This is a genomic window from Streptomyces rhizosphaerihabitans (genome assembly GCF_025399795.1).
GTDB lineage: Bacteria > Actinomycetota > Actinomycetes > Streptomycetales > Streptomycetaceae > Streptomyces > Streptomyces rhizosphaerihabitans.
In genome coordinates, this window is sequence record NZ_JAODTZ010000027.1 from 25,797 (window position 1) to 43,368 (window position 17,572).

Here is a 17,572-nt window from a genome sequence, read left to right on the forward strand (position 1 = left end):
GGCTCAGACGCCGTATCCGTCGGCGTAGCCGTTCCGCCGGTCCTCCTCGACGACGGTCGCCGTCGGCGGTACGACCACCCGCCGGCGGCGGGCGACACTGCTGAAGGTCGCCACGCCGATCAGTCCGACGATCATGAGGATCACGCCGACCATGTGGAGATCGACCCCCTGCATGTGCCAGTCGGTCGCGAACGTGAGGATCGCCCCTGCGGCGATCAGGATGATGCATCCGCCCAGGCCCATGGGTGTCGCCTCCTTGAAGTAGCAACGCGGAGTCATTCCGGGCCCGTTCCGGGTACCCGGGACTCCGCGAGCCATGCGGAGGCGATCCCTCACCGCCCGCGTGTCACCTCACGTCGACGTAGTCCTCGCGCCCGGAACTCACCAGGTGGGTGCTGTTCGGGTAGAGCAGCACGGCCACCCACGTTCCGTCCTGCCGGGCCGTGAACGCCTTGCTGAAGGAGCCGTTGGAGCGGGTCGTGGTGTCGCCCTCGTCGTACCAGGTGCTGGAGCCCCTGGGGCGGAAAAGGATCTTCACCTTCTGGCCGGAGTACGCCCTCCACGCCGATGAGGTGTAGTGCTGCAGCGTGCCGGCGACCGTGAGGGTCCGGCCCTTGGTGACGGGCTCGGGCGAGGCGTTCCCGCCGGTGATGCGGGTCTGCGTGCGTTCGGCGTGGAGAACCTTGCTGTATGCGGGCTGCCAGCTGGGACTGCCGGCGAAGTAGGCCCGGTAGTAGCCCTTGGCGGGCGCGTCGAACGTGCCCTTGAAGTGGTTGCCGGTCTCCGGCTCGCCGTGGCCGGGAGTGACCGTTTTCATCGTCTTCCAGCCGGTCTTTCCATCGGCCGAGTACTGCAGCTGTACGTGGTTGTAAGCATCGAGGGGGATGCTCGTTCCGGTGTGCAGGTAGCCGGCGGCGGTGAGTTCGGCGTACTTGTTCAGGCTGACCGTGAAGCCGCTGACCGACGCCTTGCGGGCGACCGTGACCTGGACCGTCCGGTCCGGGCTCGCGTTGAGGTAGGTGCCGTCGGAGACCGAGACGTGCACCTTCCCTGTCTGCGACATCTTCAGCTCGCCGGTGAAGCGGCCGTCGGCGCCGGTGACGGGCCGGCTTGTGGCCCCGCCCATGTCGCTCCACCAGTCCTCGACCACCGTCGTACCGGCGAGGGGTCGCCAGGCCCCGTCGACGAACAGCTCGGCGAGACCGGAGATCTTCGCCGGTTCGCCCTCCTTGAGGCTCAGGCCGGTGCTGTCGAGGGTGACGCGAGTGTCGGACCGCACCGGTGAGACCCAGACGGTCTGGCTGCCCTGTTCCATCGGCTCCGGGGTCGGCAGCCGCAGCCAGCTGCTGACGTCACCGGAGGTGGCCGTCTGCGTGTACGTCGTGGCGAAGCGCCCCTCGGCGTCCGTGTGCACGGTGGTGGTGCCGCCGTTGCTCGTGTGGATGTCGACCTGGCCGTCGGCGGGCGTCGTGTCCCTGGTACGGGGGTCAGTGATCATGTAGCGGCCGGAGACGGACACCTTCCGGTGGGTGAAGTCGGGGCGGCTGGGCGTGACCTGGAAATCGGACGCGCTCGTCGTGAGGCAGTAGCTGAAGCCGTAGCGCGCCTGCGTCGTCGACGTGTCGCCGTCCGCGTCGGTCAGATCGATCACGAGGCGGTAGTGGCCGAGGTCGGCGAGGCGCAGGGGCGTGCCGGTCTGCCAGACGCCCTGCTGGTCGGTTCCCGACGTCCTGGTGAAGTCGGTGACACGTGTGATCTCGGCGGCTCCGGCCGCCTCGTCCTCCGCGTACAGGTGCGCCGTGATCGAGGTGATCGCGCTGTCGGATTGCGCGCTGACCTCGACGAGTCCGCTCGACCCGCCGCCGATGTCGCCCGCGTACACCAGCTCGGGCGCCGTCGCGGCGTGTGCCGCCGGGACGGGCCCGAGCAGGAGCCCAGCCGCGACCGACGCGCAGCCGAGCACCAGGGATCGTCTTCTTGCCTGCTTGTTCATGTGTGGTCCCCCCACGAGACTCAAGATCGGCCCGCATCGTACGACGGCGGGACCTGGCTCGAGCAGGTTCGAAAACCGTGGTTTCCGTTCTGTGGGGGAAAGACCGGAGGCTTCCGGAAGCCATCCGGAGGACTATCCCTCCAGAAACGCCACCAGCGCGTTGGCCAGCAGGAACGGGTCGTCGGAGCCGCAGAGTTCGCGGGCGCTGTGCATGGAGAGGATGGCCACGCCGATGTCGACCGTCTTGATGCCGTGCCGGGCCGCCGTGATGGGGCCGATGGTGGTGCCGCAGGGCATCGAGTTGTTGGAGACGAAGGACTGGACGGGAACGCCGGCCTTGTCGCAGGCGGCGGCGAACACCGCGCGGCCCGAACCGTCGGTGGCGTAGCGGTTGTTGACGTTCACCTTGAGGATGGGGCCGCCGTTGGCGCGCGGGTGGTGCGTCGGGTCGTGCCGCTCGGCGTAGTTGGGGTGCACGGCGTGGCCGGTGTCGGAGGACAGGCAGATGGTGCCGGCGAAGGCGCGCGCCCGGTCCTCGTAGGAGCCGCCGCGGGCGAAGACGGAGCGTTCCAGCACACTGCCGAGCAGCGGTCCGTCGGCGCCGGTGTCGCTCTGCGAACCGTTCTCCTCGTGGTCGAAGGCGGCGAGGACCGGGATGTACGAGAGCCCGGAGTCGGCCGCCGCGGCGGCGGCCAGTGCGGCCGTGGCGGCGTGCACGGACAGCAGGTTGTCCATGCGCGGCCCGGCGAGCAGCTCCTTGTCGCGGCCCAGGTAGGAGGGGCGCTCGATGGAGTGGGTCATCAGGTCCCAGCCGGTGACCTCGCCCGCGGGCAGCCCCGACTCCTCCTCCAGGAAGGTGATCAGATCGCCGTCGCGGGTGTCGCCGAGTCCCCAGACGGGCTGGAGGTGCCGCTGCTTGTCGAGCTTGAGTCCGTCGTTGCTGACGGAACGGTCCAGGTGGATGGCGAGCTGGGGCACGCGCAGCAGTGCGCGGTCGATGTTGACCAGGCGGGTCGAGCCGTCCCGCAGCGACAGGCGTCCGGCCAGGCCCAGGTCCCGGTCGAGCCAGGAGTTCAGCAGCGGTCCGCCGTAGATCTCCACGGCCACCTGCCGCCAGCCGTGCGCGCCGGTGTCCGGCAGGGGCTTGACCCGCAGGTTCGGGGAGTCGGTGTGCGCGCCGATGATCCGGAACGGTGTGTGCGGCTCGGCGCCCTCCGGCACGTACCAGGCGATGATCGCCCCTCCGCGCAGCACGTACTTTCCGCCGCTGGTGCCCTCCCACGCGTCGGTCTCGGCGACCTGACGGAATCCGGCCTTCTCCAGCCGCTCGGCGGCGGTCGCCACGGCGTGGTACGGCGTCGGGCTCGCCGCGAGGAAGGACATGAGGTCGTCGGTGTGGCCGCGATCGAAGCGGGTGGGTGCACTCATGGGTTCACCTTAACGACGCACGAGGGCCCGCCCCCGGGGTTGGGAGCGGGCCCTCGTAAGGGGGATGTGAAGGGTGGACACCTTGGGACACCTGACCCGATGGACAGGTCCGGCGTCGGGTGTCCACCGGGCTTCGCGGGGGCGGCGGCCCCTCAGGGCACCCCTGGGGCCCGTCCTGGGGCCTGTCCTAGAAGGCGGCCTCGTCCAGCTCCATCAGGTCCAGGTCGACGACCTCGGCGAGCTTGCGGGCACCGGTGACGCCGGGCAGCACGTTGGCGGCGAAGAACTTCGCGGCCGCGATCTTGCCGGTGTAGAACGCCTTGTCCCTGGCGGAGGCGGTCTCCAGCTTCTCGGCGGCGACGGCGGCACCGCGCAGCAGCAGGTAGCCGACGACCACGTCGCCGGAGGCCATCAGGAGGCGGGTGGTGTTGAGGCCCACCTTGTAGATGTTCTTGACGTCCTGCTCGGTGGCCGCGAGGTCGGTCAGCATCAGGCCGACGATGGCCTCCAGCTCGACGGCCGCCTTCGCGAGCTGCTCGCGGGCCGCGGACAGCTCCTCGCCGCCCGTGCCGAGCGCCAGGAACTTCTTGATGTCCTCGGCGAGGGTGTTCAGGGCCGCGCCCTGGTTGCGGACGATCTTCCGGAAGAAGAAGTCCTGGCCCTGGATCGCGGTGGTGCCCTCGTACAGCGTGTCGATCTTGGCGTCGCGGATGTACTGCTCGATCGGGTACTCCTGCAGGAAGCCGGAGCCGCCGAAGATCTGGAGCGACTGGGCGAGCAGCTCGTAGCCCTTCTCGGAGCCGTAGCCCTTCACGATCGGCAGGAGGAGGTCGTTCAGGGCCTCGGCGGCGGAGGTGTCCTCGCCGGCGGCCTCCAGGACCTGGATCTCGTCCTGGACCGCGGCGGTGTGCAGGACCAGGGCGCGCATGCCCTCGGCGTACGCCTTCTGCGTCATGAGTGAGCGGCGCACGTCCGGGTGGTGCGTGATGGTGACCTTGGGCGCGGCCTTGTCCATGAAGTTCGCCAGGTCGGGACCCTGGACGCGCTCCTTGGCGTACTCCAGCGCGTTCAGGTAGCCGGTCGACAGCGTGGAGATCGCCTTCGTGCCGACCATCATGCGGGCGAACTCGATGATGCGGAACATCTGGCGGATGCCGTCGTGCTTGTCGCCGATCAGCCAGCCCTTGGCGGGGTGGCGGTCGCCGAAGGTCATCTCGCAGGTGTTGGAGGCCTTGAGGCCCATCTTGTGCTCGACGTTCGTCGCGTACACGCCGTTGCGCTCGCCCAGCTCGCCGGTCTCGAAGTCGAACTCGAACTTCGGGACGAGGAAGAGGGACAGGCCCTTGGTGCCGGGGCCGTGGCCCTCGGGGCGGGCGAGGACGTAGTGGAGGATGTTCTCCTCCATGTCGTGCTCACCCGAGGTGATGAAGCGCTTCACGCCCTCGATGTGCCAGGAGCCGTCGTCCTGCTGGACCGCCTTGGTGCGGCCCGCGCCCACGTCGGAGCCGGCGTCCGGCTCGGTGAGCACCATGGTGGAGCCCCAGCGCTTCTCGACGGCCATCGTCGCGATGTGCTTCTGGACGTCGTTGCCCTCCTCGAAGAGGATGCCCGCGAACGCGGGGCCGCTGGAGTACATCCAGACCGCCGGGTTCGCGCCGAGGATCAGCTCCGCGTACGCCCAGATCAGGGAGCGGGGCGCGGTGGAGCCGCCGATCTCCTCGGGCACGCCGAGACGCCAGTACTCGGAGTCCATGAACGCCTTGTACGACTTCTTGAAGGATGCCGGGACCGGCGCCGTGTTGGTCTCCGGGTCGAAGACGGGCGGGTTGCGGTCGGCGTCCACGAAGGACTCGGCCAGCTCGTTCTCCGAGAGGCGGGTCAGCTCCTCGAGGATGCTCTTGGCGGTGTCCGTGTCCATCTCCGCGAACGGGCCGGTGCCGTACAGCTTGTCGCGCCCGAGCACCTCGAAGAGGTTGAACTCGATGTCGCGGAGATTCGACTTGTAGTGCCCCATGGCGACGGCTCCGTTAAGGGATCGGCGAGGTATTGACTCCTCGCACCAGTTCACGTACTAGCAAGTAGCTACGATGATGCTACCCGCCAGTAATAAGAAGCAACCCCGAGCGGGCCATATGTGGCCCACTACTCTTTGACGCATGTACGGCTACGAGCAGAACGCAGGCGCCCAGCAGGGGTACGTCCCGCCGCAGCAGCAGATGCCCGGCCAGATGCCGGACGGACAGATGCCCGGCGGGTACGGCCAGCAGCCGCCCCTGTATCCCGAGCCGTCCCCGCCGTCCCTGCCGGACGCGGTCCGCGCGTTCACCACGGGTGCCATGGCGGCCGAGGACTTCCAGCAGGTCTTCGCCACCTCGAAGGTGTACTGCCCGCGGGGGGACAACCCCGGATTCCTGGCGCTGCACAACACCCAGCAGCCCGTCATCCCGATGTTCACCTCGCTCAAGGAACTGCGCCGGTACGCGGGCAAGGAGTCCAAGTACTTCGTGATCACCGGAGCCGAGGTGATCGACCTGCTGCCCACGGGCTACGGCTTCGTGATCGACATGGAGGGCAAGCACCGCATGGTCTTCGACGCGAAGGCCGTGGAGCAGATGGTGGACTTCGCGATGCGCCGTATGTACGGCTGACCGGCCGCGCAGACGGCCGACGGGCCGCCTGTACCGCTGTCGCGGGCGCGGCCGACGTCCGCCGTCCGTACGGCCGAGATGCCTCATGAACCCGTGACGCCCGGAGGGAATGTCCTCCGGGCGCGCGTCGTTACGGGTAGTAGAAAGTTCAACTCTCAACTAAACTCGAAGCGCAAGGAGGTACCGACATGCCCGCAGTGACTGTCGAGAACCCGCTGGCCCTGCCCCGTGTGGCCGCGCCGGCCGACGGTGTGGAGCGTCCCGTGCTGGCCGTGACGACCGCGCCCGGTGGCTTCGAGGGCGAGGGTTTCCCGGTCCGCCGTGCGTTCGCCGGGATCAATTACAAGCACCTCGACCCGTTCATCATGATGGACCAGATGGGTGAGGTGGAGTACGCGCCGGGCGAGCCGAAGGGCACCCCCTGGCACCCCCACCGCGGCTTCGAGACCGTGACCTACATCATCGACGGCGTCTTCGACCACCAGGACTCCAACGGTGGCGGCGGCACGATCACCAACGGCGACACGCAGTGGATGACGGCCGGGTCCGGCCTGCTCCACATCGAGGCGCCGCCGGAGCACCTCGTGATGTCGGGCGGACTCTTCCACGGGCTCCAGCTGTGGGTGAACCTGCCGGCCAAGGACAAGATGATGGCCCCGAGGTACCAGGACATCCGGGGCGGTACGGTGCAGCTGCTCAGCACCCCGGACGGCGGCGCGCTCCTGCGGGTCATCGCCGGTGAGCTCGACGGACACCAGGGACCGGGCATCACGCACACCCCGATCACCATGGTCCACGCGACGCTGCGGCCCGGCGCCGAGATCACTCTGCCGTGGCGCGAGGACTTCAACGGCCTCGCGTACGTCCTCGCCGGACGCGGCAGCGTGGGCGCGGACCGCCGCCCGGTCCACACCGGTCAGACAGCCGTGTTCGGCGCGGGTTCCACGCTGACCGTCCGCGCGGACGACAAGCAGGACTCCAACACGCCGGACCTGGAGGTCGTCCTCCTCGGGGGTCAGCCGATCCGCGAGCCGATGGCCCACTACGGTCCGTTCGTGATGAACACCCGTGACGAGCTCCAGCAGGCCTTCGAGGACTTCCAGAAGGGCCGCCTGGGGACGATCCCGGCGGTGCACGGGATGTCGGAGGGCGGGCTGTAGGTCCGCCCCGAATGCCGTAGGTCCGCCACGAGTCCCTACGAGTCCTTCGTCCTTCCGAGGCCTCGTGAGCGATCGAGCACGGAGAAGCCCCGTCCGCCGTACCGGACGGGGCTTCTCCGCGTGCTGTACCCGGACTCCCCCGTTCGCGCCCCCCCGTTCGGGCCTCCCCGGGCGCCGGTTCGGCTGACGCATGGTCAGCTGGCAGGGTGCAGCTACTCCCCGAGGGTGCCCGGCGGTTGGCGGCCTGGTGTGTCGTGATCCTGCTGGCCGCCGGTGTGGGATGGGTGGGGATCCTGCTGTGCGGTGAGTTCCGCACGGCGGTGGTGCCGGTGCTGCTCGCGCTGCTCGGGACCGCGCTGCTCGGGCCGCTGTACCGACGGATGGTCAAGGCACGGATCAACCGCTCGCTCGCCGCCGCCCTGACCTGCGTCGCGGTGGCCGTCGTGGTCGGTGGCGCCGTCTACGTCGTCGTCGCCGCGCTCTTCCACACCGGCGCCCAGATCGTGTCCTCGCTCCGGCAGGCCTCGCGTTCCGTCGCCGAGCACTTCGGCGCGGCGGGCACCTCGCTCGACGACATCGCCGCCAACTCCAAGGACCTGCTGGCCAAGTTCGGCGGCACCGCCGCGTCCAACGTCGTCAGCGGCGTCAGCGTCGTGGCCGAGACCCTCGCCATGGGTTTCCTCGCCCTGCTGCTCGTGTTCTTCTTCCTGCGCGACTCGCACCGGGTGGCCGGATCACTGCGGTCGCTCGCGCCCCGGGGGACCGCCGACGTCGTCGAGGCCATGGCCCGGCGCGCCTACGCGGCCGTCGAGGGCTTCATGCGCGGGACGACGATCATCGCGCTCATCGACGCCCTCTGCATCACCGTCGGACTCCTGGTCCTGCGCGTCCCGGGCGCCGTCGGGCTCGGCGCGCTGGTCTTCGTGGGGGCGTACATCCCGTATCTCGGCGCGTTCCTCTCCGGCGCGGTGGCCGTCCTGGTCGCGCTCGCCGACCGGGGGTTCGTCATCGCCCTGTGGACGCTCGGGCTCGTGCTCGCGATCCAGATGCTGGAGGGATACGGCCTCCAGCCGATGATCCAGAGCCGGCAGGTGCAGATGCACCCGGCGGTGGTGCTGCTCGCGATCACGGCGGGCGCGTCCGTCGCGGGCGTCCTCGGCATGCTGCTCGCCGTACCGCTGACGGCGGCGGCCTTCGGCGTGGTGCACGAACTCCGCGTGCGTTACGCGCCGGAGGGACCGCAAGGACCGGAAGGACCGGAGACACCAGGATTTCCCGGGGTGCCCGGGGTGCCCGGGGCGTCGGGCCCGTCCGAGGACTCGTAACCGTCGGAGAGCCACGAGTCCAGCAGCGCGGGGTGGTCCGAGGTCCCCGGCTCGCCGGAATCGGCCTCCTGCGTCTCGGAGAACTCGAACCAGATGCTCTTGCCCTCGCCCCGTGGGTCCACCCCCCAGGCGTCCGCGAGTATTTCGACGAGGACCAGTCCGCGCCCGGACGACGCCAGCTCCCCCGGATGGCGGCGGTGCGGCAGGTCGTCGCTGCCGTCGGTGACCTCGACCCGCATCCGCCGCTTGCCCGGCTCGCCCGTCACCTCGGCGACGAGCAGTGCGTCGGCGTCGGTGTGCACGAGGACGTTGGTGGCCATCTCGGAGACGAGCAGGACCGCGGAGTCGAGCTGGTCGGCGGAGGCCCAGTCGTGCAGGAGCTCCCGCAGCTGCTGACGGGCGTCCGCGATCCGCTCGGGCTCGGTCTGCGCCACGGTCAGCATCGTCCTGCGCACCATCGGCCGTACGGCCGGGGCCGTGCCGTCGTAGGCGCCCTCCACGCCCAGCCGGGACAGCAGCAGCACCGCTATGTCGTCCTCGCGCCGGTCGGCCAGCGGACCGGTGGTGTGGTGGGAGGAGGGCCCGTGGACGGCCTGGACGAGCGCGTCGGCGAGGGCCTCCATGTCGCCGTCGTGGGATTCGAGCGTCCGGCGGATACGGCGCCAGCCGGTGTCGAGGTCGTGGCCGCCGGTCTCGATGAGCCCGTCGGTGCAGACCAGCATGGTCTCGCCCCGCTCCAGGACGAGCCGGGTGGTCGGATAGTCGGCGTCCGGGTCGATGCCGAGCGGCAGCCCGCCCGCCGTGGGCCGCATCAGCACGGTCCCGTCCGCCATGCGTATCGCGGGGTCGGGGTGTCCGGCGCGGGCGATGTCGAGTGTCCCGGTCGCCGGGTCGACCTCGACGTACAGACAGGTCGCGAAGCGCACATCGGCGGGATCCGCCGGGTCCTCACCCTCGTCGGCGCCACCGCTCGACCCGTAGGTCACCGAGTCGGTGACCCCGTAGAGGAAGCGCGAGGCCCGGGACAGCACCGCGTCGGGTCGGTGGCCCTCGGAGGCGTACGCGCGCAGGGCTATCCGGAGCTGCCCCATCAGGCCGGCCGCTCGGACGTCGTGGCCCTGCACATCGCCGATGACCAGGGCGTAGCGGCCGGCGGGCAGCGGGATCATGTCGTACCAGTCACCGCCGACCTGGAGGCCGCCGCCGGTCGGGACGTAGCGTGCGGCGACGCTCATGCCTGGCATCTGCGGGCCGAGCGTCGGCATCATCGAGCGCTGGAGGCCGTCGGTCAGCTCCCGCGCGGTCTCGGCGGCTCCGGCGCGCGACAGGGCCTGCGCGAGCATGCGGGCGACGGTCGTGAGGACCGAGCGCTCGTCGGGCGTGAAGGTGACGGGATACGTGAAGGCCGCCATCCACGCGCCCATGGTGCTGCCGGCGACGGTGAGCGGCAGGAAAGCCCACGACTGCCGCCCGAAGCGCTGGGCGAGCGGCCAGGACGCCGGGTAGCGCTCCTTGTAGTCGTCGGGGGTGGAGAGGTAGACCGCGCGGCCCGTACGGACGACCTCGGCGGCCGGATAGTCCGTGGCCAGCGACATGTGCGAGAAGGGGTCCTCGTCGCCCGGCTGGTGCCCGTGATGGCCGATGATCGTCAGCCGGTCGCCCTCCGCGCCGAACACGGCGAGACCGTCCGGCGAGAAGCCGGGCATCGACAGCCCCGCCGCCACCCGCAGTACCTCCGCCGTGGACCGCGCCTCGGCCAGCGCCCGTCCCGCGTCCAGCAGGAACGCCTCCCGCGAGCGGCGCCAGTCCCCGGTGACGGGGGTCCGCGCGGCGGCGTCCGGAGGCTGCTCGCTGACCTCCTGAAGGGTGCCGATCAGCTCGTACTGCCCGGTCTCGGGGTTGATGAGCGGCTTGGAGCGGCTGCGGACCGTGCGGAGCACCCGGCCGTGCCCGTCCATGATCCGCATCCGGGCCTCGGCGAGCGTGCCCTCGGCCACGGCGAGCTGCACGACACCGTCCATCTCGTTCCAGTCGACGGGATGGATGCGGGAGCGCGCGCCCGCCTCGGAGAGCGTCGTCAGTTCCGCGGGCATACCGATGAGCCGTGCGGCCTCCGCGTCGAAGGTGACGAGGCCCGCGGCGTTGTCCCAGCGCCACACGCCGGTCGCGAGAGCGGCCAGGACGTCCCCTACGGCGGGCAGGGGCTCACCAGTGCGCATGCGCCCACTGTAGGAACAGGTGATCGGTGCCTGCCACCGATGCCGTCCAGGGCGCCGAGCCGTGGCGGAGCGGTTAATGATGGGGAGGCGGTCCTGGGCTGCCCGGTACCCTGGGGGTGTTTCACGTGAAACACGCCCTCAATCCGCGAAGACTGGATGAAACGACGATGCATCGGTACAGGTCCCACACCTGCGGCGAGCTCCGCGCCTCTGACGTCGGCAGCGACGTCCGGCTGAGCGGCTGGCTGCACAATCGCCGAGACCTGGGTGGCATCCTCTTCATCGATCTGCGCGACCACTACGGCATCACGCAGCTCGTCGCCCGCCCCGGCACGCCCGCCTACGAGGCCCTCGACAAGGTCTCCAAGGAGTCGACCGTCCGCATCGACGGCAAGGTCGTCTCGCGTGGCGCGGAGAACGTCAACCTGGACCTGCCCACCGGCGAGGTCGAGGTGGAGGTGAGCGAGGTCGAGCTGCTCGGCGCCGCCGCCCCGCTGCCGTTCACGATCAACGCCGAGGACGGGGTCAACGAGGAGCGGCGCCTGGAGTACCGCTTCCTCGACCTGCGCCGCGAGCGCATGCACCGCAACATCCTGCTGCGTACGGCCGTGATCTCCGCGATCCGTCACAAGATGACGGCGTTGGGCTTCAACGAGATGGCGACCCCGATCCTCAGCGCCACCTCCCCCGAGGGCGCGCGCGACTTCGTGGTCCCCTCCCGGCTGAACCCCGGCAAGTTCTACGCGCTCCCGCAGGCGCCGCAGCAGTTCAAGCAGCTGCTGATGATCTCCGGCTTCGACCGCTACTTCCAGATCGCGCCCTGCTTCCGCGACGAGGACGCCCGCGCGGACCGTTCGCCGGGCGAGTTCTACCAGCTCGACGTCGAGATGTCCTTCGTCGAGCAGGAGGACGTGTTCCAGCCGATCGAGAAGCTCATGACGGAGCTGTTCGAGGAGTTCGGCGGTGACCGTCACGTCACCTCCCCCTTCCCGCGCATCCCGTTCCGCGAGTCGATGCTGAAGTACGGCTCCGACAAGCCGGACCTGCGGGCTCAGCTGGAGCTCACCGACATCACCGACATCTTCGAGGGCTCCGAGTTCAAGGCCTTCGCGGGCAAGCACGTGCGCGCCCTCGCGGTGCCGGACGTCGCCGGTCAGTCGCGGAAGTTCTTCGACGGTCTCGGTGACTACGCGGTCGAGCAGGGCGCCAAGGGCCTGGCCTGGGTGCGCGTGGGCGAGGACGGTTCGCTGACGGGCCCGATCGCCAAGTTCCTCACCGAGGAGAACGTCGCCGAGCTGACGAAGCGCCTCTCGCTGGCCCCCGGCCACGCGGTGTTCTTCGGCGCGGGCGAGTTCGAAGAGGTCTCGAAGATCATGGGCGCGGTGCGGGTCGAGGCCGCGAAGCGCTCGGGCAACTTCGAGGAGAACGTCTTCCGTTTCTGCTGGATCGTCGACTTCCCGATGTACGAGAAGGACGAGGACACCGGGAAGATCGACTTCTCGCACAACCCGTTCTCGATGCCGCAGGGCGGTCTGGAGGCCCTGGAGACCCAGGACCCGCTGGACATCCTGGGCTGGCAGTACGACATCGTCTGCAACGGCGTCGAGCTCTCCTCCGGCGCGATCCGGAACCACGAGCCCGAGATCATGCTCAAGGCCTTCGAGATCGCGGGCTACGACCGGGAGACCGTCGAGGAGCAGTTCGCCGGCATGCTGCGCGCCTTCCGCTTCGGCGCCCCGCCGCACGGCGGGATCGCCCCGGGCGTCGACCGCATCGTCATGCTGCTCGCGGACGAGCCGAACATCCGCGAGACGATCGCGTTCCCGCTCAACGGCAACGCGCAGGACCTGATGATGGGCGCGCCCACGGAGCTGGACGAGACGCGGCTGCGCGAGCTGCACATCTCGGTGCGCAAGCCGCAGCCGAAGTAGCCGTTATCGAGGTGGTCACGGCCGAAGTGGCCGCGGCCGAGGTAAGGCAAGCCTTTCAACTGGCCTGACCGCAAAGGGGCTTGAAGTCGACGTCGATTTCAGGTCCCTTTCGCGTGCCCGCAGCAAAGACCGCTGTTTTCTCAGCCTGCTGACAGCCTTCTTGCCTAACTTCCGGGCGCATGACAGTGAATGGACAGCACCAGGAACCCCAGGTCCCCCAAGTACCCCAGGAAAGCGGTGAACTGACGCGCCGCAAGGTCGTGGTCGTCGGCGCGGGTGCGCTCGCGGTGGCCGGCCTCGGCGGCAGCGCCTTCGCGGCGAACGCGGTCGCGCAGGACAGAGAACCGGCGGCCGGGGAGAGCGCCGAGGCCTGCTACCGACTGACGTCGGAGGCGGTCGAGGGCCCGTACTACATCGACGCCGACAAGATCCGCCGGGACGTCAGAGAGGACCGCGAAGGCATCCCCCTGCTCCTCAGCCTCAAGGTGATCGACTCCGAGACCTGCAGGCCGATCCGGAACGCGGCCGTCGACATCTGGCACTGCGACGCCGCAGGCGTCTACTCCGGCTACGAGAACCAGGGCAACGGCGGCGGTGGCGGCCCCGCTCCCACCGGCGAGCCGCCGACCGGTGCGCCCACGGGTGCGCCCCCGACCGGGATGCCGGGCGGCGGCCACCAGGAGCCGACGGACGACACACGCTACCTGCGCGGCACCTGGCGTACGGACCGGCACGGCCATGTCTCCTTCAAGACGGTCTTCCCGGGCTGGTACCGGGGCCGCTGCGTTCATATCCACACCAAGGTGCACGTGGACGGCGAGTGGACCGACGCCGGTTACGAGGGCGGGCACACGTGCCACACCGGCCAGTTCTTCTTCGACGAGGAGTCCGTCCTGGCCTCGGCGGTGGTGGAGCCGTACTCCGCCAACGCCGCCGAGCGCACCACGCTCACCGAGGACACGATCTACGACCAGAGCGGTGCCCAGGGCGGCCTGCTCAGGCTGCACTACGACAAGCGGGACATCACCAAGGGCGTCCATGCGTCGCTCACGGTCGGCGTCGACCCGGGCGCGACGGAGGACGGCCAGGGCGCGCCGCCCCAGGCGAGTGCGTCGGCGTCACCATCGGCTTCGGCGAGCTGACGGACCGACGGACCGGCGGTCTCCGGTCCCCGCCCTTCACGGCCGGGGACCGGACCCTCCTGGAAACCTCACCGGAGCCCCATAGGAATCCAGAGGGGCCGCCCCACAGGTCCGCCCGCAGGCTCTGGGTCGTCTCCGGCGGCGCTGACGGCAACTCGTGCATCGAGCTCGCTCGCGGACAGGTTCTGCTCCTCCTCCGCGCTGATCTATAAAAAGTAAGGCAAGCCTTGCTTTATGTTTACTGGAAAGGCCTGGAAACAGGGCTTTCCCGCGACGCTCTTTTGCGTGTGCATGGGATTCCATAGGCCTTTCTCACGTCCCTGACAGGCCCGCCTCCTAGCGTCCCTGCCCATGACGGGAAACGCCGAGAACGGCCATGAGAACCAGCAAGGACCCAAGCACAAACGCAATCTGACGCGTCGTAAGGTCGTCGTCGCCGGTGCCGGTGCGGTCGCCGCTGTCGGTGTGGGCGGGACGGTCGCCGCCGGCGCCTTCGCCGGGGAGACGAAGGGGAAGGGCCCGACCGCCTCGGCGAGCGCCACCGCCTCCGAGCTCTGCTACAAGCTCACCACCGAGACCACCGAAGGCCCTTACTACATCGATGCGGACAAGATCCGCCAGGACATCACCGAGGACGAAGAGGGCATCCCTCTGACCCTCAAGCTCAAGGTGATCGACGCGGACACCTGCAAGCCGGTGAAGAACGCGGCGGTCGACATCTGGCACTGCAGCGCACTGGGCCTCTACTCCGGTTACGAGGCGATGAGCAGCGGCGGTGGCGGTGGCGGCGGCACCCCGCCCTCCGGCTCCCCGTCCGACGCCCCCTCGGGTACGCCCACAGGTGAGCCTCCGTCGGGCGCTCCCTCCGGCGGCACCGGCGGCGGCCACTCGGAGCCGACCGACGACGAGCGCTACCTCCGGGGCACCTGGAAGACCGACAAGCACGGCTACGTCACCTTCAAGACGGTGTTCCCCGGCTGGTACCAGGGCCGCTGCGTCCACATCCACGTGAAGGTCCATGTGGACGGCACGTGGACCGACGCGGGCTACGAGGGCGGCCACGCCTGCCACACGGGCCAGTTCTTCTTCGACGAGAAGGCGGTCCTGGCGTCGGCGGCGGTCTCCCCGTACTCCACGAACACCACCACCCGCACCACCCTCACCGAGGACACGATCTACCCCCAGAACGGCCATGAGGGGGGCCTGCTGTACCTCAAGTACGACAAGAAGAACATCGCCAAGGGTGTCCACGCCGACCTGACGATGGGCGTCGCCCCGGACGAGACCCACGACAGCACGGACACCCAGCCGAGCGCGTCGGCCTCGGCGTCCTGACCCCTCCCGACACACAGGGGCCCGGAACACCACGGGTTCCGGGCCCCTTGACTCCCTGACGGGCAGGGGCCCGGAGCACGCTGGTTCCGGGCCCTCCCCGTGCGGGGCTTGCTCAGCTCTGCTCCGAAGTGCTCTCCGGGCCGCGCGGGGCTTCGCCGAACAGTTCCTCGGCGTGCGCGACCGCGCCGGCCCGGTCGAGCCAGTCGCCGAGACGGTCGAGGTCGGTGCAGGTGGTGATCCGCGTACGGACGTCGTCGGAGACGGTCAGCCCGCGCACCTCCAGCACCCGAAGGACCCCCTTCGCCTCCCCCTCGGCCACGCCTTGGATCATGCCTTCTGCCTTGCCTTCAGCCTTGCCCTCGAGATAGGCCGTCTCGCGGACGGTTCCCCTGCCGGGGAAGTAGGTGACGAAGCTCAAGATTTCCCTCCATTTATCGCCGGCGGGGGTATTCCCCAGATTGACGTCGAGGAACTCGTAGAAGTAGTCGGAGGCCTGCCAGTCCATCCCTTGCAGGGCACGGCCCAGCGCTTCCAGGCCGACGGGTTCGCCGGCGCCAATTCGTCCATGCTGTACACGGGTGGCCCCGTGCCCCAGTTGGACACCGCGAAGCGGGACGCGCCGCATGGAGGTCCGTTCCTGGACGCCCAGTCCCAGCTGGCTCGGTTCCGAACGTTCTTTCGTAAGGTGGAATCGGCGTCGCTCGACCCTGCGAAGTCGCGGGATTTTCTTCACCGCATGACGAAGGAGCTGTAAGAGCGTGATCCAGTGGCAGAAGTCCTCCTACTCCGGAGGCGGGGATGGCGACGAGTGTGTGGAAGTCGCCCTGCAAGAGGGCACATTGCTGCTCCGCGAGAGCGATGACTCCGGCCGAATACTTCCTGTCACCCCGCAGGGGCCGGCCGCGCTTCTGGGGCGGCTCCGGGTGGGCCGCGACGGGTGACCATCGTGCCTTGCGGGGTGTCTCGCGTCAGGCGTGCTGGGCCTTTGCCATGCGGGCGACTTCTTTTCGGATGAGGGCCAGGGGGAAGCGGTTGCTGTTGTCCAGGTCCAGCATCGAGAAGGACGCGGTGACGCCGCCGACTCTCACGAGGATGTGCTGCTCGTTCTGCACGGGGACAGGTAGACCGCTGGGCAGGTCTGGCGCCTCCAGCTTCACCGGGGTGGTGACCCGGAAGGCGATCGACTCGTCGCCGAGCCGGGGGGCCTTCTCCGGCGCGACGTGCGCGGTGTACTTCCCCCCGCGGCTGTCGCCGGTGAAGTCGTGGCAGGTTGTCAGTGACGTACGGACACGGTCGATCGCCTTCTCGGCTCCCGTGCCTTCGTAGGAGGCGAGGGTGTTGCCGCCGGGAAGCATGCTGCCCTTCCAGGTGATGTTCTGGTCCACGACGGCCGATGCGCCGATGGCGTGGGTGGCGTCGAGGAGCGTCTCGCAGGAGGGGTCCGAGACCGGCGGGGAGGTGCTGTCAGAGTCGGCGGGTGACCGCTCGTCCGCCGAGACGGCCAAGCTGTCCGGCACGTCTTCACCGGTGAGGGCGATGGACTTCAGGGCCTCGGCGGAGAGCGGCGGCCCCGGCGCGGTGGACGCGGTCGAGGCGCCGCCGGGTGAACTGCTTGCCGCCGGGGAGCCGGGCGTTCCCCCGCCCGTACCGGCGCAGGCGGTGATCCCCCACGCGGTCAGTGCCGCGCCCACCAGCAGCCACCTGTTTCCCCGCACCCGCACCCGCACCTGTATCCGCACTCGTGCCCCCCAGCCCCTCGTGACTCAAAGGACCCGATGCTAACGGCCGGGGGCGCTTGTCAGGGTCACGTCGGGAATGAGGATCCGCTCAGACGTCGTACGTGCCGTCCCACGGTTCGGCGAAGCCGAGGCGGTCGGGGTACAGCTCGGCCCAGGCCTCGCCCTCGTCCACGCCGGTCAGCAGGCCGAACAGCACGCCGTCGACGGTGAGCTGGAACGGTCGTATCGCGATGTCCGTGTACGAGCGCCGGGGCAGGCTGCGCAGCAGTTTCGCCAGGTGGACGCGGGCGCGCGACAGCACCGAGTATTCGCCCTGGGCGGCCCGTTGCTGTTCGGCCCACGTGCCTGCGCACCAGACCTCCGAGTCGCGGTAGCGGCCCTCGGTGTCGAAGGTGTGGAGCACCACGTACAGACGTTTGTGCTCTTCCCAGCCGTCATCGGGACGGAATCCTTCGGGGAAGGCGTACGTGATCGACGCCAAGAACTGACCGTCCGCGTACCGGCCGATTGTCTCGGTGCGGTGCTTCGGTTCGTAGGCGATCGGAATGACCTCGGGGACTGCCATGGCGGAAACCATACGGGTGGTCGAGGTCCTTGTGGCGCCGGGGTCCGTTACGGATCGGCGGCATCGGACAGAGGGTGGCTTTCCCGG

At 69.4% G+C, this 17,572-nt stretch carries 15 protein-coding genes; 7 read left to right on the top strand and 8 right to left on the bottom strand.

Going from position 1 to position 17,572, the window contains the following annotated elements:
* Positions 1-3: 3 nt before the first annotated feature.
* From N4G66_RS25355 to N4G66_RS25370, 4 genes are all read right to left on the bottom strand, one after another.
* The gene (locus N4G66_RS25355; protein ID WP_261706497.1) at positions 4-243 is read right to left on the bottom strand and encodes a DUF6458 family protein; all 240 of its coding nucleotides are present in this window, start codon (positions 241-243) and stop codon (positions 4-6) included.
* A 103-nt stretch (positions 244-346) separates the two neighbouring features.
* Complete coding sequence (locus tag N4G66_RS25360; protein WP_261706498.1) at positions 347-1,993, bottom strand: hypothetical protein; 1,647 nt, start codon at positions 1,991-1,993, stop codon at positions 347-349.
* Positions 1,994-2,125: 132 nt separating this feature from the next.
* A complete protein-coding gene (locus N4G66_RS25365) occupies positions 2,126-3,421 on the bottom strand; it encodes a M18 family aminopeptidase (protein ID WP_261706499.1) in 1,296 nt (431 codons plus the stop codon).
* Positions 3,422-3,608: 187 nt separating this feature from the next.
* Positions 3,609-5,435 carry an acyl-CoA dehydrogenase gene (locus N4G66_RS25370; protein WP_261706500.1) on the bottom strand — a complete coding sequence of 609 codons (1,827 nt, stop codon included), beginning with the start codon at positions 5,433-5,435 and terminating at the stop codon, positions 3,609-3,611.
* A gap of 142 nt (positions 5,436-5,577) precedes the next feature.
* On the opposite strand from N4G66_RS25370, the gene N4G66_RS25375 reads away from it, so the two are divergent.
* The 3 genes from N4G66_RS25375 to N4G66_RS25385 all read left to right on the top strand — a co-directional run bounded on the left by N4G66_RS25375 (position 5,578) and on the right by N4G66_RS25385 (position 8,554).
* A complete protein-coding gene (locus tag N4G66_RS25375) occupies positions 5,578-6,069 on the top strand; it encodes an SseB family protein (RefSeq protein WP_261706501.1) in 492 nt (163 codons plus the stop codon).
* Positions 6,070-6,257: 188 nt separating this feature from the next.
* Positions 6,258-7,229 (top strand): pirin family protein, encoded by a 972-nt coding sequence (locus N4G66_RS25380; protein WP_261706502.1) that lies wholly within the window; start codon positions 6,258-6,260, stop codon positions 7,227-7,229.
* Between the two features lie 206 nt (positions 7,230-7,435).
* Positions 7,436-8,554 carry an AI-2E family transporter gene (locus N4G66_RS25385; protein ID WP_261706503.1) on the top strand — a complete coding sequence of 373 codons (1,119 nt, stop codon included), beginning with the start codon at positions 7,436-7,438 and terminating at the stop codon, positions 8,552-8,554.
* On the opposite strand, the gene N4G66_RS25390 is transcribed toward N4G66_RS25385, so the two are convergent.
* A complete protein-coding gene (locus N4G66_RS25390) occupies positions 8,452-10,773 on the bottom strand; it encodes an ATP-binding SpoIIE family protein phosphatase (RefSeq protein ID WP_261706504.1) in 2,322 nt (773 codons plus the stop codon). The genes N4G66_RS25385 and N4G66_RS25390 overlap by 103 nt on opposite strands.
* A 167-nt stretch (positions 10,774-10,940) precedes the next feature.
* Between N4G66_RS25390 and aspS the strand changes: the two genes are divergently transcribed.
* From aspS to N4G66_RS25405, 3 genes are all read left to right on the top strand, one after another.
* A complete protein-coding gene (gene aspS / locus N4G66_RS25395) occupies positions 10,941-12,704 on the top strand; it encodes an aspartate--tRNA ligase (protein ID WP_261706505.1) in 1,764 nt (587 codons plus the stop codon).
* A 179-nt stretch (positions 12,705-12,883) separates the two neighbouring features.
* On the top strand, positions 12,884-13,846 hold the full coding sequence (locus N4G66_RS25400) for an intradiol ring-cleavage dioxygenase (RefSeq protein ID WP_261706506.1): 963 nt from the start codon (positions 12,884-12,886) through the stop codon (positions 13,844-13,846).
* A 351-nt stretch (positions 13,847-14,197) separates the two neighbouring features.
* Positions 14,198-15,181, top strand: a complete 984-nt coding sequence (locus N4G66_RS25405; RefSeq protein ID WP_261706507.1) for an intradiol ring-cleavage dioxygenase — start codon at positions 14,198-14,200, stop codon at positions 15,179-15,181.
* A 112-nt stretch (positions 15,182-15,293) separates the two neighbouring features.
* Here the strand turns inward: N4G66_RS25405 and N4G66_RS25410 are convergent, their stop codons facing one another.
* On the bottom strand, positions 15,294-15,686 hold the full coding sequence (locus N4G66_RS25410) for a hypothetical protein (RefSeq protein ID WP_261706508.1): 393 nt from the start codon (positions 15,684-15,686) through the stop codon (positions 15,294-15,296).
* A gap of 253 nt (positions 15,687-15,939) precedes the next feature.
* On the opposite strand from N4G66_RS25410, the gene N4G66_RS25420 reads away from it, so the two are divergent.
* Positions 15,940-16,122: a DUF397 domain-containing protein gene (locus tag N4G66_RS25420; protein WP_261706509.1), complete on the top strand. Its 183-nt coding sequence runs from the start codon at positions 15,940-15,942 to the stop codon at positions 16,120-16,122.
* A gap of 27 nt (positions 16,123-16,149) precedes the next feature.
* Here N4G66_RS25420 and N4G66_RS25425 read toward each other — a convergent pair whose 3' ends face one another.
* Both N4G66_RS25425 and N4G66_RS25430 read right to left on the bottom strand, forming a co-directional pair.
* Positions 16,150-16,896: a hypothetical protein gene (locus tag N4G66_RS25425; protein ID WP_261706510.1), complete on the bottom strand. Its 747-nt coding sequence runs from the start codon at positions 16,894-16,896 to the stop codon at positions 16,150-16,152.
* Positions 16,897-17,008: 112 nt separating this feature from the next.
* Positions 17,009-17,485, bottom strand: a complete 477-nt coding sequence (locus N4G66_RS25430; protein WP_261706511.1) for a hypothetical protein — start codon at positions 17,483-17,485, stop codon at positions 17,009-17,011.
* Positions 17,486-17,572: the final 87 nt, after the last annotated feature.